Genomic DNA, 18,104 nt, shown 5'->3' with positions numbered 1-18,104 from the left:
GCCATCCATGCGTACGACGAAAACCGTAGTCGAGACCGACCTCGGCAACCCCGATCTGTACACGACGCTCGACCGGCACGCCCGCTGGCGCGCGCTCGCGGCGGAAGACGCGATGGTGTGGAGTGATCCGGGCAGTTCACCCACCGGCTTCTGGTCCGTGTTCTCGCACCGGGCATGTTCTGCGGTCCTCGCGCCCTCCGCGCCGTTCACCTCCGAGTACGGAATGATGATTGGGTTCGACCGCGACCATCCGGACACATCGGGCGGCCGGATGATGGTGGTCTCCGAACAGGAGCAACACCGCAAGTTGCGCAGGCTGGTCGGACCGCTGCTCTCCAGAGCGGCTGCGCAGGGGCTGGCGGAGCGAGTGCGGACCGAGGTTGGCAGCGTGCTCGACCAGGCGCTCGACGACGGGGTGTGCGACGTGGCCCCGGCGATCGGCTCACGCATTCCGGCCGCGGTCGTGTGCGACATCCTCGGCGTACCGGCCGAGGACCAGGACCTGCTCATCGGGCTGACCAATCACGCGTTCGGCGGCGCGGACGAATCCTTCGACGGGATGACGCCGCGTCAGGCCCACACCGAGATCCTCGTCTACTTCTACGAGTTGATCGCCGCGCGCCGCGAGCGCCCCGGTAGCGATCTCGTCAGCACGCTGGTGGCCGACGACAGCCTCACCATCGACGACGTGCTGCTCAACTGCGACAACGTACTGATCGGGGGCAACGAGACCACCCGGCACGCGATCACCGGTGCGGTGCACGCGATCGCCACGGTGCCCGGCCTGCTGACCGACCTGCGAGACGGGAGCGTGGACGTCGACACCGTCGTTGAGGAGGTGCTGCGCTGGACCTCGCCGGCGATGCACGTGCTCCGGGTGACGACCGGCGAGGTCACGATCAACGGCCGTCACCTGCCGCCCGGCACGCCGGTGGTCGCGTGGCTGCCCGCCGCGAACAGGGATCCCGCCGAGTTCGACGACCCCGACGCGTTCCACCCCGGGCGCAAGCCCAATCGGCACATCACGTTCGGCCATGGGGTGCACCACTGCCTCGGTTCCGCACTCGCCCGGATCGAGCTGTCGGTCGTGTTGCGCGAGCTGGCCGAGCGAGTGTCGCAGGTGGAACTGGTGAAGGAGCCCACCTGGTTGCGTGCGATCACCGTGCAGGGGTACCGGGAGCTCCCGGTGCGGTTCACGGGGCGTTGACCCGGGAGCCGATTCGCCGGATCGTTCCGTGCGAAGTGCTCGCGCGGGCGTAAGGGCTGTCCCGCCTCGGCCTGAGGGCTGTCCCGCAATTCCTTGCGGGCGCACGACGACAGCTGCGGCACCTCGCCGCGTTGTCGAAACGCCCGAATACATCCAGTATGCGGGCGCCTCTCCGCCTTGCGATGCACCGCATCTGACGCCGCGCGCTGATCCACCAGGAATTGCGGGACAGCCCTTGGGCGACCTGCTCGTCGATGCCGCGCCGGTGAATGGCTCGATCCGCTGCCGCAGTTCATCCCGACACCATCCACGGCGACGTTCCCACGGCCAACTCACGTCAGCCGCCGTCGCCTCGGCCACCGCAATTGCAGGGATATCGATCAGCAGTAGTGGTTGGTATTCGGGGGCACAAACGGCGTTTGTCCAACCGGTATCCATGACGCCGGTGCCCGGGAGACGTCAAGCTGACACAGTTGATGCGAAATTGACTCGCAGTCATGCTGTGAATAGGCATCTATTCCTTGATGGAGGAAGTCTTGAGCGCTGTTCAGGATTTTGAGATCGAGTATGTGGAAATGTATGTCGGGAATCTTGAGGAGGCCGCTTTCGGCTGGGTGGACAAGTACGCTTTCGCCGTCGCCGGTACGAGCCGCTCGGCCGACCACCGGAGCGTCACGCTGTCTCAGGGGCCGATAAAGCTGGTCCTCACCGAGCCGACGTCGGATCGTCATCCGGCGACGGCCTACCTCCAGACCCATGGTGACGGTGTGGCCGATATCGCGCTGCGTACTTCGGACGCGGCCGCCGCTTTCGAGGCTGCCGTGCGGGGCGGGGCGGTCGCTGTCCGGGAGCCGGCGCGGCGCGACGAATCGGAGCCGTACGGACCGGGCGTCACGGCAGCCGTCGTCGGTTTCGGCGATGTGGTGCACACCCTGGTCCAGAGTGACGAAACCACCGCCCCGCCGGAGGCGAACGGCCATCGCGGGGGAGACGCGGACCTGCTCGAGATCGATCACTTCGCGGTCTGCCTGAGCGGGGGTGACCTCGGCCCTACGGTGCAGTTCTACGAGCGGGCACTGGGGTTCCGGCAGATCTTCGAGGAGCACATCGTGGTCGGTGCCCAGGCGATGAACTCCATCGTCGTGCAGAGTGCGTCGGGAGCGGTCACCCTCACGTTGATCGAGCCCGATGGGAGCGCTGACCCGGGCCAGATCGACGACTTCCTCAAGGAGCACCACGGGGCCGGCGTCCAGCACATCGCATTCACCAGCGACGACGCGGTCCGCTCGGTCCAGGCGCTGTCCCGGAGCGGGGTGGAGTTCCTGAAGACGCCGGCGGCCTACTACGACATGCTCGGTGAACGGATCGCGCTGGAGACGCACAAGCTGGATGATCTGCGGGCGACGAACGTGCTCGCCGACGAGGATCACGCCGGCCAGATGTTCCAGATCTTCACCGCTTCTACTCATCCTCGGCGGACGATCTTCTTCGAGATCATCGAGAGGCAGGGGGCGCAGACCTTCGGCAGCTCCAACATCAAGGCCCTGTACGAGGCCGTGGAGCTGGAACGGACCGGGCAGAGCCAGCCTGGCGCCATCCGACGATGACGTACCTTCGCCTGGCAGAGTTCGAACGTGCCGCCCGAGACGCCCTGCCCGGCCAGGTCTGGGACTTTCTCGCCGGGGGCAGCGGCACCGAGGCATCTCTGGCGGCCAACCGCACCGCGCTGGAGCGGATCTTCGTGGTGCCCCGGATGCTGCGTGACCTGACCGACAGCAGCACAGGGGCCGAAGTCCTCGGCCACCACGCCGCATTGCCGATGGCGGTCGCGCCGATCGCGTACCAGCGGTTGTTCCATCCCGAGGGCGAGCTCGCGGCGGCTCGCGCGGCTCGGGACGCCGGCGTGCCGTACACCATCTGCACCATGAGCAGCCTTCCGCTGGAGGAGATCGCGGCCGTCGGTGGCCGGCCGTGGTTCCAGCTGTACTGGCTGCGTGACCAGAAACGATCTCTGGATTTGGTGCGCAGGGCGGAGGACTCCGGCTGCGAGGCGATCGTGCTCACCGTCGATGTGCCGTGGATGGGGCGGCGGTTGCGTGACATGCGCAACGGCTTCGCGCTGCCGGAGTGGGTGACGCCTGCCAACTTCGAAGCATCCGAGATCGCGCACCGCCGTACCCGAGGGGTGTCGGCCGTGGCCGACCACACCGCGCACGAGTTCGCCCCCGCCAGCTGGGACTCCGTGGCGGCGGTGTGCGCGCGCACGAACCTGCCGGTGGTGCTCAAAGGGATTCTCGCTGTCGAGGACGCCCGCCGTGCCGTCGAGACCGGTGTCAGCGGCATCGTGGTGTCCAACCACGGAGGCCGTCAGCTGGACGGTGCCGTGCCCGGAATCGAGGTGCTGGGCGAGATCGTCGCAGCGGTCGCCGACGGCTGTCAGGTGCTGCTGGACGGGGGAATCCGGAGTGGCGGAGACATCCTCAAGGCGATCGCCCTTGGCGCGTCGGCCGTGCTGGTCGGACGGCCCGTGATGTGGGGGCTGGCCACGGCGGGCCAGGACGGCGCTCGCGAGGTGCTCGAACTGATCGCCGTCGAACTCCGGGACGCGATGGGCCTGGCGGGCTGCGAGTCGGTGCACGCGGCCGGTCGGCTGAGCACGAGGGGGCTCCGGTATGGCTGATGCTCCGCGGGAGTGGTCCGGCGGCGACAGCGCCCTTTGGCCACGACGGCGAAAGGTGGTGCCGCCGGCGTTCGGCATGTGATGCCTCGGGAATGTCCGCCCCCGCTGTCACAAGGCGGTCAAGCTGCGTTCATGGTGTCCGTTCATACCCGCGAAAGGTGAGATCGATGACCGCGTCACAGATAAGGCCAGTGCTCCGTAGCAAGCTCAGGACTTGGGGCTGGATGTACCGATGACTACCACTATCGCGCCGGCCGTGGACCCTTCCGTTCTCACCGGACTAACCGAGATCACCAGGTTCGCGGGTGTCGGGACCGCGGTGTCCGACACGTCCTACTCTCAATCCGAGCTGCTCGAAATCCTCGATATCGAGGATCCCAGGGTCCGATCGGTATTCCTGAACAGCGCGATTGACCGGCGCTTTCTCACGCTTCCGCAGGAGGGCCCCGGTGGAGTGCGTGCAGCGGAACCCCAGGGTGATCTCCTGGACAAACACAAGAAGATCGCCGTCGACATGGGGTGCCGGGCGCTCGAGGCCTGCCTGAAGTCGGCGGGAGCGACACTTTCGGACCTGCGTCACCTGTGCTGCGTCACCTCGACCGGCTACCTGACTCCCGGCCTGAGCGCATTGATCATCCGTGAACTCGGCATAGACCCGCATTGCAGCCGTTCGGACATCGTGGGCATGGGATGCAACGCGGGTCTGAACGCGCTCAACATGGTCGCGGGCTGGTCCGCGGCGCACCCGGGTGAGCTCGGCGTCGTCCTGTGCAGCGAGGCATGCTCCGCTGCGTACGCTCTGGACGGCACGATGCGGACCGCGGTCGTCAACAGCCTGTTCGGCGACGGATCCGCCGCCCTCGCCGTCGTCTCCGGTGATGGGCGGGTGCCCGGTCCACGCGTGCTGAAGTCCGCGAGCTACATCATCACCGACGCGATCGAGGCGATGCGCTACGAATGGGACCGGGACCAGGACCGGTTCAGCTTCTTCCTCGATCCGCAGATTCCCTACGTGGTCGGTGCACACGCTGAAATCGTCGTAGACAGGCTGCTGTCCGGTACGGGGCTGCGCCGCAGCGACATCAGCCATTGGTTGGTGCACTCCGGCGGCAAGAAGGTGATCGACGCCGTCGTGGTCAATCTCGGCCTGAGCCGGCATGACGTCCGGCACACCACCGGTGTGCTCCGCGACTACGGAAATCTCTCCAGCGGCTCCTTCCTCTTCTCCTACGAGCGACTCGTCGAAGAGGACGTCGCCCGGCCTGGCGAATACGGAGTGCTGATGACCATGGGGCCCGGCTCCTCGATCGAAATGGTGTTGATCCAGTGGTGATGCGTGGGGAAACGAATGGCGAACTGATGCTGCACCTGGACGGCACTCGGCCGCTGTCGGCCGCGTCGGTCGAGGAGATGAACGACCTCTGCGACCGCGCCGAGGACCATCGGGAATCCGGCCCGGTCACCGTCCACGTCACGGGTGTCCCACCAGTCGGCTGGTGGACGGAGCTGACAGTCGGCGTGGTCTCCAAATGGGAACGGGTGGTGCGCCGGTTCGAACGGCTCGGCCGGCTCACGGTCGCGGTGGCGTCGGGCGACTGCGCCGGAACGGCGCTGGACGTCCTCCTCGCCGCCGACGTCCGGATCGTCGCTCCTGGCACCCGGTTGCTGCCCTCCTGGGCAGGCGATGCCACCTGGCCGGGGATGACCGTGCACCGGCTCACCCATCAGGCCGGTACGGCAGGCATCCGGCGGGCCGTGCTGCTCGGGGTCCCGATCGAGGCGGACCGCGCGCTCGCGCTCAACCTGGTCGACGAGGTGACCGAGGACCCGGCGACGACGCTGGCCCACCTGGCCGAGGCGGCCGGTGCCGTGGACGGCACGGAGCTGGCGATTCGCAGGCAGCTGATTCTCGAAGCCGGCTCGACGGCCTTCGAGGACGCGCTCGGCAGGCACCTCGCTGCCTGCGACCGCACCCTGCGCCGAACGGGACCGTCCGCATGACGGTCGCGAGCAGACTTCCGAGCGGTCTCGCCGCCGCCGGGGAGGCGCTGCACAAGGCGGCCGAGCGGGTCGACGACCTGCTCGCCGTCCTGCCCGAGCCCACTCAACGGACCCCCGGTCAGCGGGCCGAGGCCGCCGCCGCCCAGGACGAGGTGCGCCGATTGCGCGAGCGGTTCCTGGCCGACCACGTCGAGGAGGTGTACGCCAGGCTCACCGGCGGCCGGAGCCTGCGGATCGAGGCCCTGGTCACGGAGGCCGCCGAGGTCTTCCCCGGCCTGGTCCCGACGGAGGCACAGCTCGCGGACGAGCGGTCGCGGGTCCAGGCGGACAAGGAAGGCCGAGAGATCGACCAGGGCATCTTCCTGCGGGCGGTGCTCGGCTCGCCCGTCACGGGCCCGCAGTTGGTCGACGCGATGCTCCGACCGACCGCGCGGGCGCTCGCACTGCTCCCGGAGTTTCGGCGGACCGGCCTCCTGGAGACCGAGTCCGTTCGGCTGGAGCGGCGCGACGGCGTGGCTCATCTGACGATGTGCCGCGGCGACCGCCTCAACGCCGAGGACGAGCAACAGGTCGAGGACATGGAGACCGCGGTCGACCTGACCCTGCTGGACGAGGACGTCAAGGTCGGGTTCGTGCGCGGCGGCGAGATGAGTCATCCGCGCTACCGAGGCAGGCGCGTGTTCAGTGCCGGGATCAACCTCAAGTACCTGTCGTCGGGCGACATCCCGCTCGTCGGGTTCCTGCTCCGCCGTGAGCTCGGCTACATCAACAAGATCGTTCGCGGGCTCCGCCTGGACGACGGTGACTGGCGGCCGCCGTATGCGGCCAAGCCGTGGGCGGCAGCCGTCGACGCTTTCGCGATCGGCGGCGGCACCCAGCTGCTGCTCGTCTTCGACCATGTGCTGGCCGCGTCCGACGCCTTCCTCAGCCTGCCCGCCGCCAAGGAGGGCATCATCCCGGGTGTCGCGAACTTCCGCCTCACCCGGTCGGTCGGCCCGCGCGCTGCCCGGCAGGTGATCCTCGGCGGCCGACGGCTGTGGGCGAGCGAGCCGGACGCCCGTCTGATCGTCGACGAGGTCGCCGAACCCGCCGACCTGGACGCTGCGATCGAACGGGCCTTGGAACGGCTGGGCGGGGAAGCGGTGCTCGCCAACCGTCGGATGCTGAATCTGTCCGAGGAGCCGCCCGAGGAGTTCCGCCGCTACATGGCGGAGTTCGCGCTCCAGCAGGCGCTGCGGCTGTACGGCGCCGATGTCATCGACAAGGTGGGCCGGTTCGCCGCACGGCGGACATGAACCGCATCCGGCCCAACTGCGGGTCATCCGCTCCCTGTTGTGCATGCAGCAGCCGTCCACTCCGCGCACGGCCGCCCTCGACCTGATGTGGCGTGCGGCCGGGGCGCGACGCCCACTGACCCCTGGCTGATCTCTGTCTGATCCGTCACTGACGACAGCCTTTGGCCCCCGACTCAAGGAGAGCTCATTCCCATGCACGACCATATGTCCTTGGCCGTGAGCGATCGCAACCTTGAACTGGCGCTCGACGTGCTTCCCGCGCTGGCGATAATCCTGCTGGCGGCGGCCGTGTTCGGCAGGCTCGCGGCCATGCTCGGACAGCCGAGGGTGCTCGGCGAGATCTTGGCCGGCATCCTGCTGGGCCCGACCCTGTTCGGCTGGCTGGCGCCCGGTCTCCAAGCGGATGTCTTCCCGGCGGAGGCGCGGTCGGTGCTGTACGTCCTGAGCACCATCGGGCTGACGCTCTACATGTTCCTCGTCGGCGCCGGTCTCGACCACGTCCGCCAGGAGTCCGGTCGCAAGCACCACCCGGCGGTCCTTGCCGCCTCGGGGTTCCTGCCCTCCCTCGTCCTCGGCGGTCTCGTCGGCCTGCTGATGTGGGACGACGTCGCGCGCGGGGATGTCGGCCAGTGGGAGTTCGCCCTCTTCGTAGGCGGCGCGCTGTCCCTCACCGCGCTCCCCATGCTGGCCCGCATGCTGTACGAGCGGGGTCTGCAGAACTCCCGCCTGGGGCGGCTGTCCCTGGTCGCCGCGTCGATCGACGACGCGGGGGCCTGGTGCTTCCTGGCCGTGTTGACGGCCGTGCACACCGGTTCCGGGGCCGCGGGCGCTCTGCCCATGATCGGTTACAGCATCCTGTTCACCGCCGTGATGCTGCTCGGAGTGTCCCGGCTGCTGCGACCGCTGGCGCGGCACGTCGGCCGGCAGGGCACGCTGAGCCCCGGCGTGATGTACGTCGTCGTCATCGTCCCGATCGTCTGCGGATACCTCACCGACCTGATCGGGATCTACGCGGTCTTCGGCGGCTTCGTCGCCGGCCTGGCCATGCCCCGTGACCCGCAGTTCCGCCAAGCGCTGCACAGCCGGATGATGGACACCGTCTCCACGCTACTGCTGCCCATCTTCTTCGCCCTGTCCGGCCTCACCACCGACCTGCAGGGCATCTCGGCCGACACCCTGCTGTTCGGCGTCGCCGCGCTCCTGGCGGGATTCGCGGGCAAGTACTTCGGCAGCGCCCTGGCCATGAAGACACTGCGCTTCAGTTGGCGCGAGGCCTTCGCTGTGGGAGGACTGATGAACGCCCGCGGCATGATGATCCTCATCTTCATCAACATCGGCTTGGCGCAGGGCCTGATCACCAAGCCGGTCTTCTCCGTTCTCGTCGTGGTCGCCGTTGTCACGAGCGCCACGGCCCTGCCGCTGTACCGCCGGGCGCTCCCGGAACACCTGGAGATGCAACTCGGCAGCGGAGTGCCCACTCCGGCGCCGGCACCACGCCCCCTCGCGACGACCGACATGCACTGAGGCGCAAGCACCCGCCGGAGGCCCAGACCCATGGTCGGGCCGAGGACATCCCGGTGGACCCACCTCGTGCGCTGCGCACCACGGTGGCCACCGAGAGGGGGCTGCCGGCGGTGTACGTGGCGCATCCGGGTCCGTGAGGGGGATACGCAGGGGCGACTTCCGGACGGACTCGTGGGACGCCGGTGCGACGAAGCTCACCACGGCCGTCGCCGCCGGGCGCAGCGAGCGGGTGCCGGTGCTCGGTGGCTTCGACGGCACCGTGGACGACCGGGTCGACGGCCTCACCCCGCGGCTGCGCTCGGTCCTGGAGGTGGCCGGGGACGGGTTCGGCTCCAGCTGGCCGGCGAGGTGGCGCGGATCGAACAATCCCTGGTCCGCGGCGTGGAGCTGTCGGCCGGTGGTGGCCAGAATCAGATGGTTGGCCGCCGGGCGGTGACATATCGTCGGCATATCGAGAAACGCATACGCCCGGGCAACACACCACTACATTGACTGGCGGCATGTCCATCAACCCCTCCAGCGAACTCATGCGGACTGCAGCCGGGAATCCGGTCGTCAGGCCGATCAGCGACGCAGAGCATGTGGCGTTCGTGCAGGCCCAGCGGTCGGTCAGCTTTCTGCAGACCCCGGCGTGGGGCCGCGTCAAGACCGAGTGGCGCAGCGAGTCCCTCGGCTGGTTCCTGGGTCAGCGCCTGGTTGGTGCCGGGCTCGTACTGCACCGCCCGGTGCCGCGGCTCGACCGCTACACGCTGGCGTATCTGCCCGAGGGCCCGGTCATCGACTGGAGCGGCGAGATCGGTGCCTGGCTCGATCCGCTGGCGACCCATCTCAAGGCCCAGGGCGCGTTCGCGATCCGGCTCGGCCCGCCGGTGCGCACTGACGCCTGGAGCGCCGCCCAGGTCAAGGAGGGCATCGCCGACCCGGGCTGCAAGCGGCTCACCGACATCTCCGGCCACTGGTCCGACCCGGTCGGTGCCCGCGTGGGCAGCAAGCTCCGGGAGGCCGGCTGGCTGTCGCAGAGCCCGGAGGACGGGTTCGGGGTCGGGCATCCACAGTTCAAGTACGAGATCCCGATGGCAGGCAGGACCGAGGGCGAGCTGCTCAAGGGCATGAACCAGCAGTGGCGCCGCAACATCAAGAAGGCGGCCAAGGAGGGCGTCGAGGTCACGGTCAGCGACAGGAGCGCGGAAGACCTCAAGGCGTTTCACGACCTCTACGTCCACACCGCCGAGCGCGACCACTTCACACCCCGGCCGCTGCGCTACTTCGAGACCATGTTCGCGGCGCTGAGTGCCGAGGACCCCGAGCGGATCAAGCTCTATATGGCCCGCCACCAGGGCGACTTGGCCGCCGCCACTGTCCTGGTCCGCGTCGGCGCCCACGCTGTGTACGCCTATGGCGCCTCCTCCACCGCGAAGCGCGAGGTGCGTGGTTCCAACGCCTGCCAGTGGGCGATGATCCGCGACTCGCTCGCGGCCGGATGCGACGTCTACGACCTGCGCGGCATCACCCCCACCCTCGACGCCGAAGACCCGCACGTCGGCCTTGTCCAGTTCAAAGTCGGCACCGGAGGCCAGGCGCTGCGGTACGTCGGCGAATGGGACCTGCCGCTGCGGCCGATGGTTTACCGGGCCTTCGGCCTCTACATGAGGCGGCGCGGACGCTGAACCGCACAGCCGGCTGCGCGAGCGCGGCGGGGACTTCGTCGCGGCGTGCCGCAGGCAGCCTTGACCAGCACACATTCGTCTGCGGCAAGGTGGCCGCGCAGCCATTCGACAGCCGCCACCACGCCGGCCCGGGAGACGGGGCGTCGTAGGAGCCGTTGACCAGCATCGCGCCGCCGCGGCCACATCGAGGGGGAGCTCTGCCGCGAGTGCTGCCGCCGTGGCAGCAGCCGCGTCGAGTGCCTGGTGCGCGCGCCCACGAGCGGCAGCCCGATGCGAGCCGAGGTGGCGGCGGTCCGCAGCGTGAAGGACCGCCGCCGAGCCGGTCGAGGACCAGGTCGAGCACCCGGTACGTCGGCGTAATCAGCCGGCCCGAAGGCCGCCACCGGACGCCGGACACACCGCACTCGGCGCAGGATTCCATGCATTCTCTTTGATCGTCGAAGCGCAGCGTAGGACGTTCGCGACAGTCGCCCTTGGCACCGGCATCACACATTCAAGCTAAGCAGCTAAGCAGCTCAGCTTTCGAATCGGCCGCGTCGATATCCCCCTGGCTGCGCCAGAATTCCTCACGCTCGTTTCCGTCAGGGAGCCGGCGTTCGACCTTCGTGATGGCGACCGCACCGAGAAACGCTCCTCCGGCTCGACTCGGACCGGCGGCTTCGGCTTGCGCACGGCATCGTCCAGTGCCTGGACCGGATGAGGGGAGTTTTCCGACCCCGCCGGCACCGCCCACTGGTTTCCACAGAGGAGGCGGTGACAGCGGGAAGGCCAACAGCGTCTGAACGCTCAGCAGAATTGCAGCCCGGGGGATTGCGAGCCCGCTATTCAGCCACCATCGATCATCGTCAGCGACACAACCAGCCATTGACATGTGTGAACAAGAGCGGAGCCATCCGAATTCGACAGTGCTGCATATGATCGAACTGCACGCTTTCAAGAGGTGAGGAGTTCAAACGTTCATGACCGGCGAGCGAGTTGTTGTCGTGACTGGCGGGGGGACGGGCATCGGTGCTGCGACGGCACGGTTGCTACGGGCCGACGGACACCGTGTCGTGATCGCCGGCAGGAGACCGCAGCTGCTGCACCGGGTCGCTGCCGAGACCGGAGCGCTGGCCCACCCTGCGGACGTCGCGGATCCCGAGGCCGTCTGCGAACTCGTCGAGACGACGGTGAAGGCCTACGGGAGACTCGACGGTGTCGTACTCAACGCCGGAATCGGGCGGGGCGGCGCGGTCGGCGACACCGAGGTCGAGGATTGGGAAGAGCTGATGCGGACCAACCTCACCGGCCCGTTCCTGTTGCTGCGTGCCGCGCTGCCGCACCTGCTGAAGACCCGCGGTGCGGTGGTAGCGGTCGCCTCGGTTGCCGCGCTTCGTAACAGCGTTGGCAACGCCGCCTATGCGACGTCCAAGGCGGCCTTGCTCCACATGTGCCGCTCCCTCGCCGTCGACTACGGGCCGCAGGGGCTGCGGGCCAACGTGGTGTGTCCGGGTTGGGTGCGTACGGAGATGGCCGATGGCCGGATGGCGCGGTTCGCGGCGGAGGAGGAGCTGGCGGGCGGTGTCGAGGAGGCTTATGCGGAGGCGACCCGGCTGACTCCCGCCCGTCGGCCGGGCGATCCGGCGGAGGTCGCCGCGGCGATCGACTGGCTGCTGTCACCCGCCGCGTCCTACGTCAACGGTTCCGTCCTCACGGTCGATGGCGGGGTGACCGCGGTCGGCGTCGGCGGTGCCGCCTTCGACTACCGAATCGAGGCGCGTCCCCCGCGCCCGTAACGGACTGGGGACAGGCCGCTTCCCCAGGGGCCCGGCTCAAGGTGACTCAGGATCCATGGCAGGGTCAGGGCCCCAGCAAGAGGCCTGACGCGCCCGTGGCAGAGCCGGCTCTCCAGCAACCAGATCTCGTGACGAGTTCCTACTTCCTGGTGGACGTATCCGTATGGATCACGAATTTCCGGGTGGGAGGCGAGACGTAGGCTCGCGCCATGTCGAGGAGGAAAGACTTCTCGCTGTCGAGGTCACCTTTGTCGAAGTTGACGAGACTGTCAGCGGACTGCTCTTGAGGCATGTCCGCGAGCTTGGCGTTGCGTGCCCCCGCCATCACGCACGCGAGCACCGTCGCATCGACTTTGGAGTGAGCGACATCCATACGCTCGACATGCCGGCGCGCGCGAGCCCACGCACCTTCGGCCACATAGTCGTTGAGGACGAGGATGGCATCGCGAGTCTCGATGATCTTGCGGTAGGCCAGCAGCTGCCACGTTGCCTGCGGCCACATGATCTCGAGCAGGCGGTGGCGAGGTTTGAGGAACGCGACGTCTGGCGTGGCCTGTACTAAGTCGTGCCACAGCGGCCACAGGCGCCAGATGGTGCAGATCTCCGTGACGGCGCCCCGCACAGCCCACAGTGTGGGTGCCAATAGAGCGATCGCCCGTAACAGCCCGTGAAAGCCCATGACATACGGGAGGTATGGCATCAGCAGTTCGGAGTGGAACAGCAGGCTGATGAGCTGGCAGAGCCAGTACACGAAGGAGAGCGCTGTGCCGATTCCGAACATCCCCAGGCTTGCCTTCAGGACGGGGTCCGACGTGCGCCTGCTGTACTGGCGGCACAGGGAGGTACAGGAGAAGTCCGCGATGAGATGGACCATGACCAGGATGAGCCAGTAGGCAGTGGAAGGGTCCGGTGCACCGTGACCCGTGGCGGTGTGTCCCTGGTGCGGTGGAGCCAAGGCATCCGTGATGAGCAGGGACACCATGGCCAGGATCGTCACAGAGCACACGCGCAGAAGTGATCGGCCGCCGACGGTGGCTGAGACGAAGTACAGCACTGCCCCCGACGAAAGCACTCCGATCAGGTTCCGCACCAGGACAATGGAATGTCCCTCTACATTGGCCTGGAGTGCGAGTTGGGTCGCGGCGGGGAGCGTGAGAGTGATGGCAACCGTAGCGGTGGCCACGGCCAACCACAGCCCGCGCTGCTCAGGGGTCCGTAGAGCGGTAGAGCCACGTAGTGCCAGAGCCAGCCAGAGACAACTCACGCAGAAGTAGTTGAACCAGCTCAGCACAGCGGAGGGTCCAGCGCTCATCCGCGGCGCGCGCGCCCCAGCGCGACCTCCAGCCGGCCCAGCACGCCGTGCGGAGCTTTGGTGGCGGACTGCGAAGCTCGGATGCGCAGCAGGCTGGCGAGCATCTCCGCTTCCCGTTCCTGACGGCTGGTGTAGTTGGTGCGGCCGAGTAGCCGTTGCACCAACTGCGGGCTTAGATTGGGCAGAAGCGCTTGAGACGCCTCGCTGTGGCCGAAGTCTATGCCGCAGTGGTCAAACAGCATGTGCCCGATCTCATGCAGCAGGATGTGTTCTCTGTGCACTCGGCTGGTGCGCTGCTCGCAGAAGATGTGGTCGTCGGTCTCGGTGGCGAGCCACATACCGCAGATATTGTTCCTGACAGCCTCTTGAGGCAGCGGATGCAGATGTAACGGCCGTCCCCGCTGGACGGACAGCTCCTCGCACAGAGCATCGATGGTGAAGGGGTGTGGCACATTGAGTTGCTCTAGGACCGACTGGCAACGCTGGTGCAATTGAGCGTATTCATTCGGCATGGTTCTCCCAATAGCCTGCGTGGGGGTTCCCTATGACCTTGGTCAAGGGGTGAGTGGGGGTTGGTGGTTTTTGGTCGGTAGAAGGTTCCGAGGCGGAGCATGGCGAAGAGGACGTCTGCTCGGCGTCGGGTGAGGCAGGGGAGGGCTTGGGTGTGGTGCTTTCCCTGGGCGATCTCCTTGTCGTAGTAGGTGCGGGAGGCCGGGTTCTGCCAGGGTGACGAATGCGGAGAGGGAGTAGGCGCGTTTGAGCTGCCTTTTTCCTCTCCTGGAGGGCTGTTCGCCCCGAATTGAGGACCCGGAGCTGCGGGTTGTGCGGCCGAGGCCCGCGTAAGCGGCGAGATGGGCCGCGGAGGGGAACGCGGTACCGCATCCGGCGTCGATGAGAATGCGGGCTCCTGCCCTGATGCCGATGTCGGGCATGGCCATCGGGACCTTCGAAAGAGTGGGCCTCCAGCAGTTCCTCGATCCGGTGGGCCAGGAGCGCGCGCTGGTCAAGTACCGCCTGGAGTGGGCCGATGAGGCTGGAGACGATCAATGCGGCCGGGTCCGTGCCGGGAACGACGACGGTCTGTTCGTCGAGCGCGGTGAAGATGTCGTTGATCGACGCGTCTCTCGTGTCGGTCTTGGCCTCGCCGGGATGGAGGTCGGCGATCCGCCGCATCGTCAGGCCGGGCAGATGGGCGACATGCCGGTCAAGGTCGCGGGCGATGGTCGGTGGCAGGGCTCCGATGGAGGCGTCCTGGTCGATGATGACCAGGACGGTGCCGTGTCCGGCCTGCAGTCCGACGAAGACGTCGCGGAGTCCGGGTTCGCTGTCGGGCGGGCGCTTGTGGAGGGGCTTCTTGCCGGTGGAGGTGAGTGCGGTGGCGTGGTGTTCGCCCTTGCCGAGGTCGACGTCGATGCTGCTGGCATCGATCACGTCGGGCATCCTTCGGTGCTGTTCACCCGGTCCTGCCACGGCACTGATCGCCACATCCACATTACGAAGAGCCTCCCGGCCTGCGAAAAAGGCCGGTATTCATGCCAACTCCGAAGGTCGGTAACTCCGTTGCGAGTCTACGAAAACGGCGATGGGGGGAGGTCGGCCGCTTCCGGGACGCGTGCGCTCCGGAGCGCCGGTGGCAGAGAAACGGACCCGGACCATCTGGATGTTCCAACGGGAACGTTTCCTCAGCCATGCGATCCGGCTGCGATATGAGCGGGAGTGTCCAGCTGTTCCAGTGTGAGGTTGCTCCTCTTTTCGGTGGCTAATTCCCAGAGATGGGTAGCGGAGATGGTTCCTCCGGTCGTCTCGCGGATCTCCTTGGCGAGCCGCGCGCAACCGGGACGGGTGCGTTCGTCGGAATGGAGTGCATCGATCGGCTTGTTGAGGAACTGCTCGAGTTGCAGGAGCAGCGGACGGTCTTCCTCGCCGCGGGCCGATCCGTTACTGCGCATCTCTCGCCCTTCCTAGCCGAGGTCTCCCAACGAAGGCAGGAGCCAACCCGGCGTCTGCCAAACGAGGGAGAGTCTAGCCCGGCTAACAACGGTTAACACAATGAGTTGGCTGGGCCTGGGTAGCCGTGTCCGCGTCAGGAGTTGGGCGTTGGCGATGCATGGGGACTTCGCCGTGGATTGTGCCGGATGACTTGTGGGAGCGGACGAGCCACTCCTGACGCGCAAGGAGCGTCGGTTCCGGCACCCGGGCCGGAAGCCGATGCGTGACCGGAAGGTGCTGTGCGGCATCCACGAAGCCTTCCTCAAGCTCGCCCGCTGCCTGATCACCCGTCGACAGATCAACTCATTGTGTTGGCCGTTGTAATGAGATGCTGCTCCAGGGAACTCACTCTGGCGCGTTGGTCACTTCCCGACGGTGTGCGCAGATGCCGTGGCATTGCGGCGGGCGGATGTCAGAGCCAGCAGGCAGCAGGCCGACAGGACGGCCAGGAGCGCCTGGTAGGCGGCCACCGGCCATAGTGAGCCATGTCCTGCCGTGACCAGGGATTGGGCCAGGACCGGAGCCGTACCCCCGAACACCACACCGGCCAGCTGTTGGGCCAAGGAGATCGCGGTGTAGCGAACCCGGACCGGGAAGGCATCGGTGAGCAGGGCGGCGACCACCGCGTAGACGATGGCGCTGGCGGACTCCAACGCGCACACCCCCAGCGTGATCTGGACCAGCGAACCACTGCCCAAGGCAAGGACAGTGAGGGGAACGGCGAGCAGGTACAGAGCCAGGCCAAGGGCGCAGATGCGTGCGGCCCCCAAGCGTTGGGCGGCTATCGCAGCCAGGGGCTGGACCAGGAACCGGGCGACCGCCGCGAGTAGCACCACGCTCAGCACCTTCTCCCGGGGAAAGCCGATGTGCGCGGTCGCCCAGGACAGCACGAAGGTGCCGGCTAGATACGTCCCGGCAACAGGGACGGCGCAGGCACCGACGCACACCGCAATCCTCGGGAAGTGGCGTTGCACGGCGTCGCGCACCGGGGCAGAGGCCACCTGGCCCTGCGCCGACAGTCGCTCGAACTCCGGGGATTCTGGCACTGCCAGCCGTATGGCCAGGCCGACGGCCATGAGGGGGAGGGAGAGCAGGAAGGGAACCCGCCAGCCCCAGGTCAGGAACTCGCCGTCGCCCAGCCGCGAGAACGGAAGGAAGACGGCGCTGGTCAGGATGGAGGCCAGCGGTGTGCCCTGTTGCACCATGGCCGTCAGGATGACCCGACGCCCCTGTGGCGCGTGTTCGCCGGCCAGCAGTACCGCGCCGCCCCACTCGCCACCCACTGCGACCCCTTGAATGAGCCGCAGGACGCACAGCAGCACGGGAGCGATGACTCCCGCCTCCTCGTAACGAGGCAGTAGTCCGATGCCTGCGGTAGCTGCTCCCATCAGCCCAAGTGTCGTGAGCAGACTGCGTTTTCGTCCGAGCCGGTCCCCGAAATGACCGAACAGAACAGCGCCGATCGGGCGCCCCAGAAAGCCAACCCAGAAGGTGGCGAACGATGCGAGCAGACCGGTGGATTGCTGCACGTCGGGAAAGAACAACTCTGGGAAGACCAGGCTGGATGCGGTGGAGAAGACGAAGAAGTCGTACCACTCGACCGTGGTTCCCATCAGGCCGGCGAGTCCGGCCTTGTAGGCAGGGGACAACCGCGGGCGTCTAGTAGGTGCGCGCGAGGGCAGGCGCATCGTGCTCCAAGAGATAACTGCAGTGGGCGGACTATGAACTCGTCGCGAGATGATGGTTGTTGGACCTGGTTGGGCGTGACCGATGTGGTTGCTCCGGCCGTTCGTGGCGTGTGAGTACTCGGCCGTGGATCGTGGACGATGACTTGTGGGCACGCGTGAAGCTGCTGTTGCCGTCCTGGCCCGAGCGGTCGCGGCACGGTGGGCGACCGGCATTGACTTCAGGGCATCCGGTACGTCTTCTGCAAGCGATGTCGACTGGCAACTGCTGCCCCTGGAGCTGGGGTTCGGCTCCGGCCAGACCTGCTGGCGGCGCCTGACATCACCTGATCCGTGACGGCCTGGGCACGTCACTCCACGGCATCCCGAGTGCGTCCTGGGCGACAGGGCATACGGCTCCAAGGCCGTACGTCACGCGTTGCGGCGCCGCAGGATCATGCCGGTGATCTCCCGCAAGGGCTCCCCGAACATCAGGGAGGGGCCTGGGCAGGCTTCGCTATGCCGTCGAGCAGATCTTTGCTCTGCTCCACCAGTTCAAACGCCTGCCCGTGCACTGGGAACGGCGAGTCGAGCTCCACGAATGTCTCATCTCGTTGACCTGCGGCATCATCTGCTGGCGACGCCTCAAGAAGCACTGAGCATGACTCTGTTACGAGTTCATGGTGCTTCGCGTCATGGCCTGGTGTCTCCGTTCCCAGGGGACATCCGCGCGGAGCTCCCACACCGCAGACGGGACCCGCGACATATGCGTACCCAGCCTCCCCACTGGTTGGCAAGAGCCATCATGTCGAGCAAGGTCATTCCGGCCAACCTTCGCTCCAGCGGTTTTCGTGACACTTCGTCATTCGCTGTCCTGGTTGCACGACAGACGATGGCTGGGCTTGATCCGCTTTGACGGACATTCGAGATCTGGGGTTCGGCCCCGGGATGAGTGAGGCCCCAATGGCGCTACAGGTCGGCATTCCTGCC

The 18,104-nt window shown here is 67.2% G+C and carries 13 protein-coding genes and 2 pseudogenes; 10 read left to right on the top strand and 5 right to left on the bottom strand.

Features of this window, described 5'->3' with window-relative positions; genetic code table 11:
• Positions 1–7 precede the first annotated feature (7 nt).
• The 10 genes and pseudogenes from ABT170_RS31120 (at position 8) to ABT170_RS31075 (ending at position 12,149) form a co-directional block, all read left to right on the top strand.
• Positions 8–1,207 (top strand): cytochrome P450, encoded by a 1,200-nt coding sequence (locus tag ABT170_RS31120; RefSeq protein ID WP_351872898.1) that lies wholly within the window; start codon positions 8–10, stop codon positions 1,205–1,207.
• A gap of 575 nt (positions 1,208–1,782) precedes the next feature.
• Positions 1,783–2,814, top strand: a complete 1,032-nt coding sequence (gene hppD, locus ABT170_RS31115; RefSeq protein ID WP_502970586.1) for a 4-hydroxyphenylpyruvate dioxygenase — start codon at positions 1,783–1,785, stop codon at positions 2,812–2,814.
• Positions 2,811–3,887 carry an alpha-hydroxy acid oxidase gene (locus ABT170_RS31110; protein WP_329944511.1) on the top strand — a complete coding sequence of 359 codons (1,077 nt, stop codon included), beginning with the start codon at positions 2,811–2,813 and terminating at the stop codon, positions 3,885–3,887. The genes hppD and ABT170_RS31110 overlap by 4 nt, the downstream gene beginning before the upstream one ends.
• Positions 3,888–4,119: 232 nt before the next feature.
• Positions 4,120–5,220, top strand: coding sequence for a 3,5-dihydroxyphenylacetyl-CoA synthase DpgA (dpgA, locus tag ABT170_RS31105; protein WP_329944510.1), 1,101 nt, complete (start codon positions 4,120–4,122; stop codon positions 5,218–5,220).
• Positions 5,220–5,888, top strand: coding sequence for an enoyl-CoA-hydratase DpgB (gene dpgB, locus ABT170_RS31100; protein ID WP_351872890.1), 669 nt, complete (start codon positions 5,220–5,222; stop codon positions 5,886–5,888). The genes dpgA and dpgB overlap by 1 nt, the downstream gene beginning before the upstream one ends.
• Positions 5,885–7,183, top strand: a complete 1,299-nt coding sequence (gene dpgC / locus ABT170_RS31095) for a (3,5-dihydroxyphenyl)acetyl-CoA 1,2-dioxygenase DpgC (RefSeq protein ID WP_329944508.1) — start codon at positions 5,885–5,887, stop codon at positions 7,181–7,183. Before dpgB ends, dpgC begins: the two co-directional genes overlap by 4 nt.
• Positions 7,184–7,399: 216 nt before the next feature.
• On the top strand, positions 7,400–8,707 hold the full coding sequence (locus ABT170_RS31090) for a cation:proton antiporter (RefSeq protein WP_329944507.1): 1,308 nt from the start codon (positions 7,400–7,402) through the stop codon (positions 8,705–8,707).
• Positions 8,708–8,751: 44 nt separating this feature from the next.
• Positions 8,752–9,094: pseudogene (locus ABT170_RS31085) on the top strand (hypothetical protein); the annotation flags it as partial.
• A gap of 113 nt (positions 9,095–9,207) precedes the next feature.
• Positions 9,208–10,374 carry a lipid II:glycine glycyltransferase FemX gene (locus tag ABT170_RS31080; protein WP_329944506.1) on the top strand — a complete coding sequence of 389 codons (1,167 nt, stop codon included), beginning with the start codon at positions 9,208–9,210 and terminating at the stop codon, positions 10,372–10,374.
• Between the two features lie 959 nt (positions 10,375–11,333).
• A complete protein-coding gene (locus ABT170_RS31075) occupies positions 11,334–12,149 on the top strand; it encodes an SDR family NAD(P)-dependent oxidoreductase (RefSeq protein ID WP_329944505.1) in 816 nt (271 codons plus the stop codon).
• Positions 12,150–12,288: 139 nt separating this feature from the next.
• On the opposite strand, the gene ABT170_RS31070 is transcribed toward ABT170_RS31075, so the two are convergent.
• From ABT170_RS31070 to ABT170_RS31050, 5 genes and pseudogenes are all read right to left on the bottom strand, one after another.
• Positions 12,289–13,461, bottom strand: a complete 1,173-nt coding sequence (locus ABT170_RS31070; RefSeq protein ID WP_329944504.1) for an MAB_1171c family putative transporter — start codon at positions 13,459–13,461, stop codon at positions 12,289–12,291.
• Positions 13,458–13,973: a hypothetical protein gene (locus tag ABT170_RS31065; RefSeq protein WP_329944503.1), complete on the bottom strand. Its 516-nt coding sequence runs from the start codon at positions 13,971–13,973 to the stop codon at positions 13,458–13,460. Before ABT170_RS31065 ends, ABT170_RS31070 begins: the two co-directional genes overlap by 4 nt.
• Before the next feature lie 65 nt (positions 13,974–14,038).
• A pseudogene (locus ABT170_RS31060) lies at positions 14,039–14,901 on the bottom strand (IS110 family transposase); the annotation flags it as partial.
• 242 nt (positions 14,902–15,143) lie between these two features.
• Positions 15,144–15,410 (bottom strand): hypothetical protein, encoded by a 267-nt coding sequence (locus ABT170_RS31055; protein WP_329944502.1) that lies wholly within the window; start codon positions 15,408–15,410, stop codon positions 15,144–15,146.
• A gap of 402 nt (positions 15,411–15,812) precedes the next feature.
• Positions 15,813–17,099 (bottom strand): MFS transporter, encoded by a 1,287-nt coding sequence (locus ABT170_RS31050; RefSeq protein ID WP_351872882.1) that lies wholly within the window; start codon positions 17,097–17,099, stop codon positions 15,813–15,815.
• Positions 17,100–18,104: the final 1,005 nt, after the last annotated feature.

This window comes from Streptomyces sp. NPDC001787 (genome assembly GCF_040297465.1).
Classification (GTDB): Bacteria; Actinomycetota; Actinomycetes; order Streptomycetales; family Streptomycetaceae; genus Streptomyces.
The sequence above is the reverse complement of the archived record's forward strand: the minus strand, read 5'-3'. Positions and strand labels throughout refer to the sequence as shown.

Excerpts from the sequence above, each read along its gene's own strand:
- ABT170_RS31120 (WP_351872898.1), top strand. The coding sequence starts at position 8 with ATGCGTACGACGAAAACCGTAGTCGAGACCGACCTCGGCAACCCCGAT.
- hppD (WP_502970586.1), top strand. The coding sequence starts at position 1,783 with ATGTATGTCGGGAATCTTGAGGAGGCCGCTTTCGGCTGGGTGGACAAG.
- ABT170_RS31110 (WP_329944511.1), top strand. The coding sequence starts at position 2,811 with ATGACGTACCTTCGCCTGGCAGAGTTCGAACGTGCCGCCCGAGACGCC.
- dpgA (WP_329944510.1), top strand. The coding sequence starts at position 4,120 with ATGACTACCACTATCGCGCCGGCCGTGGACCCTTCCGTTCTCACCGGA.
- dpgB (WP_351872890.1), top strand. The coding sequence starts at position 5,220 with ATGCGTGGGGAAACGAATGGCGAACTGATGCTGCACCTGGACGGCACT.
- dpgC (WP_329944508.1), top strand. The coding sequence starts at position 5,885 with ATGACGGTCGCGAGCAGACTTCCGAGCGGTCTCGCCGCCGCCGGGGAG.
- ABT170_RS31080 (WP_329944506.1), top strand. The coding sequence starts at position 9,208 with ATGTCCATCAACCCCTCCAGCGAACTCATGCGGACTGCAGCCGGGAAT.
- ABT170_RS31075 (WP_329944505.1), top strand. The coding sequence starts at position 11,334 with ATGACCGGCGAGCGAGTTGTTGTCGTGACTGGCGGGGGGACGGGCATC.
- ABT170_RS31070 (WP_329944504.1), bottom strand. The coding sequence starts at position 13,461 with ATGAGCGCTGGACCCTCCGCTGTGCTGAGCTGGTTCAACTACTTCTGC.
- ABT170_RS31065 (WP_329944503.1), bottom strand. The coding sequence starts at position 13,973 with ATGCCGAATGAATACGCTCAATTGCACCAGCGTTGCCAGTCGGTCCTA.
- ABT170_RS31055 (WP_329944502.1), bottom strand. The coding sequence starts at position 15,410 with ATGCGCAGTAACGGATCGGCCCGCGGCGAGGAAGACCGTCCGCTGCTC.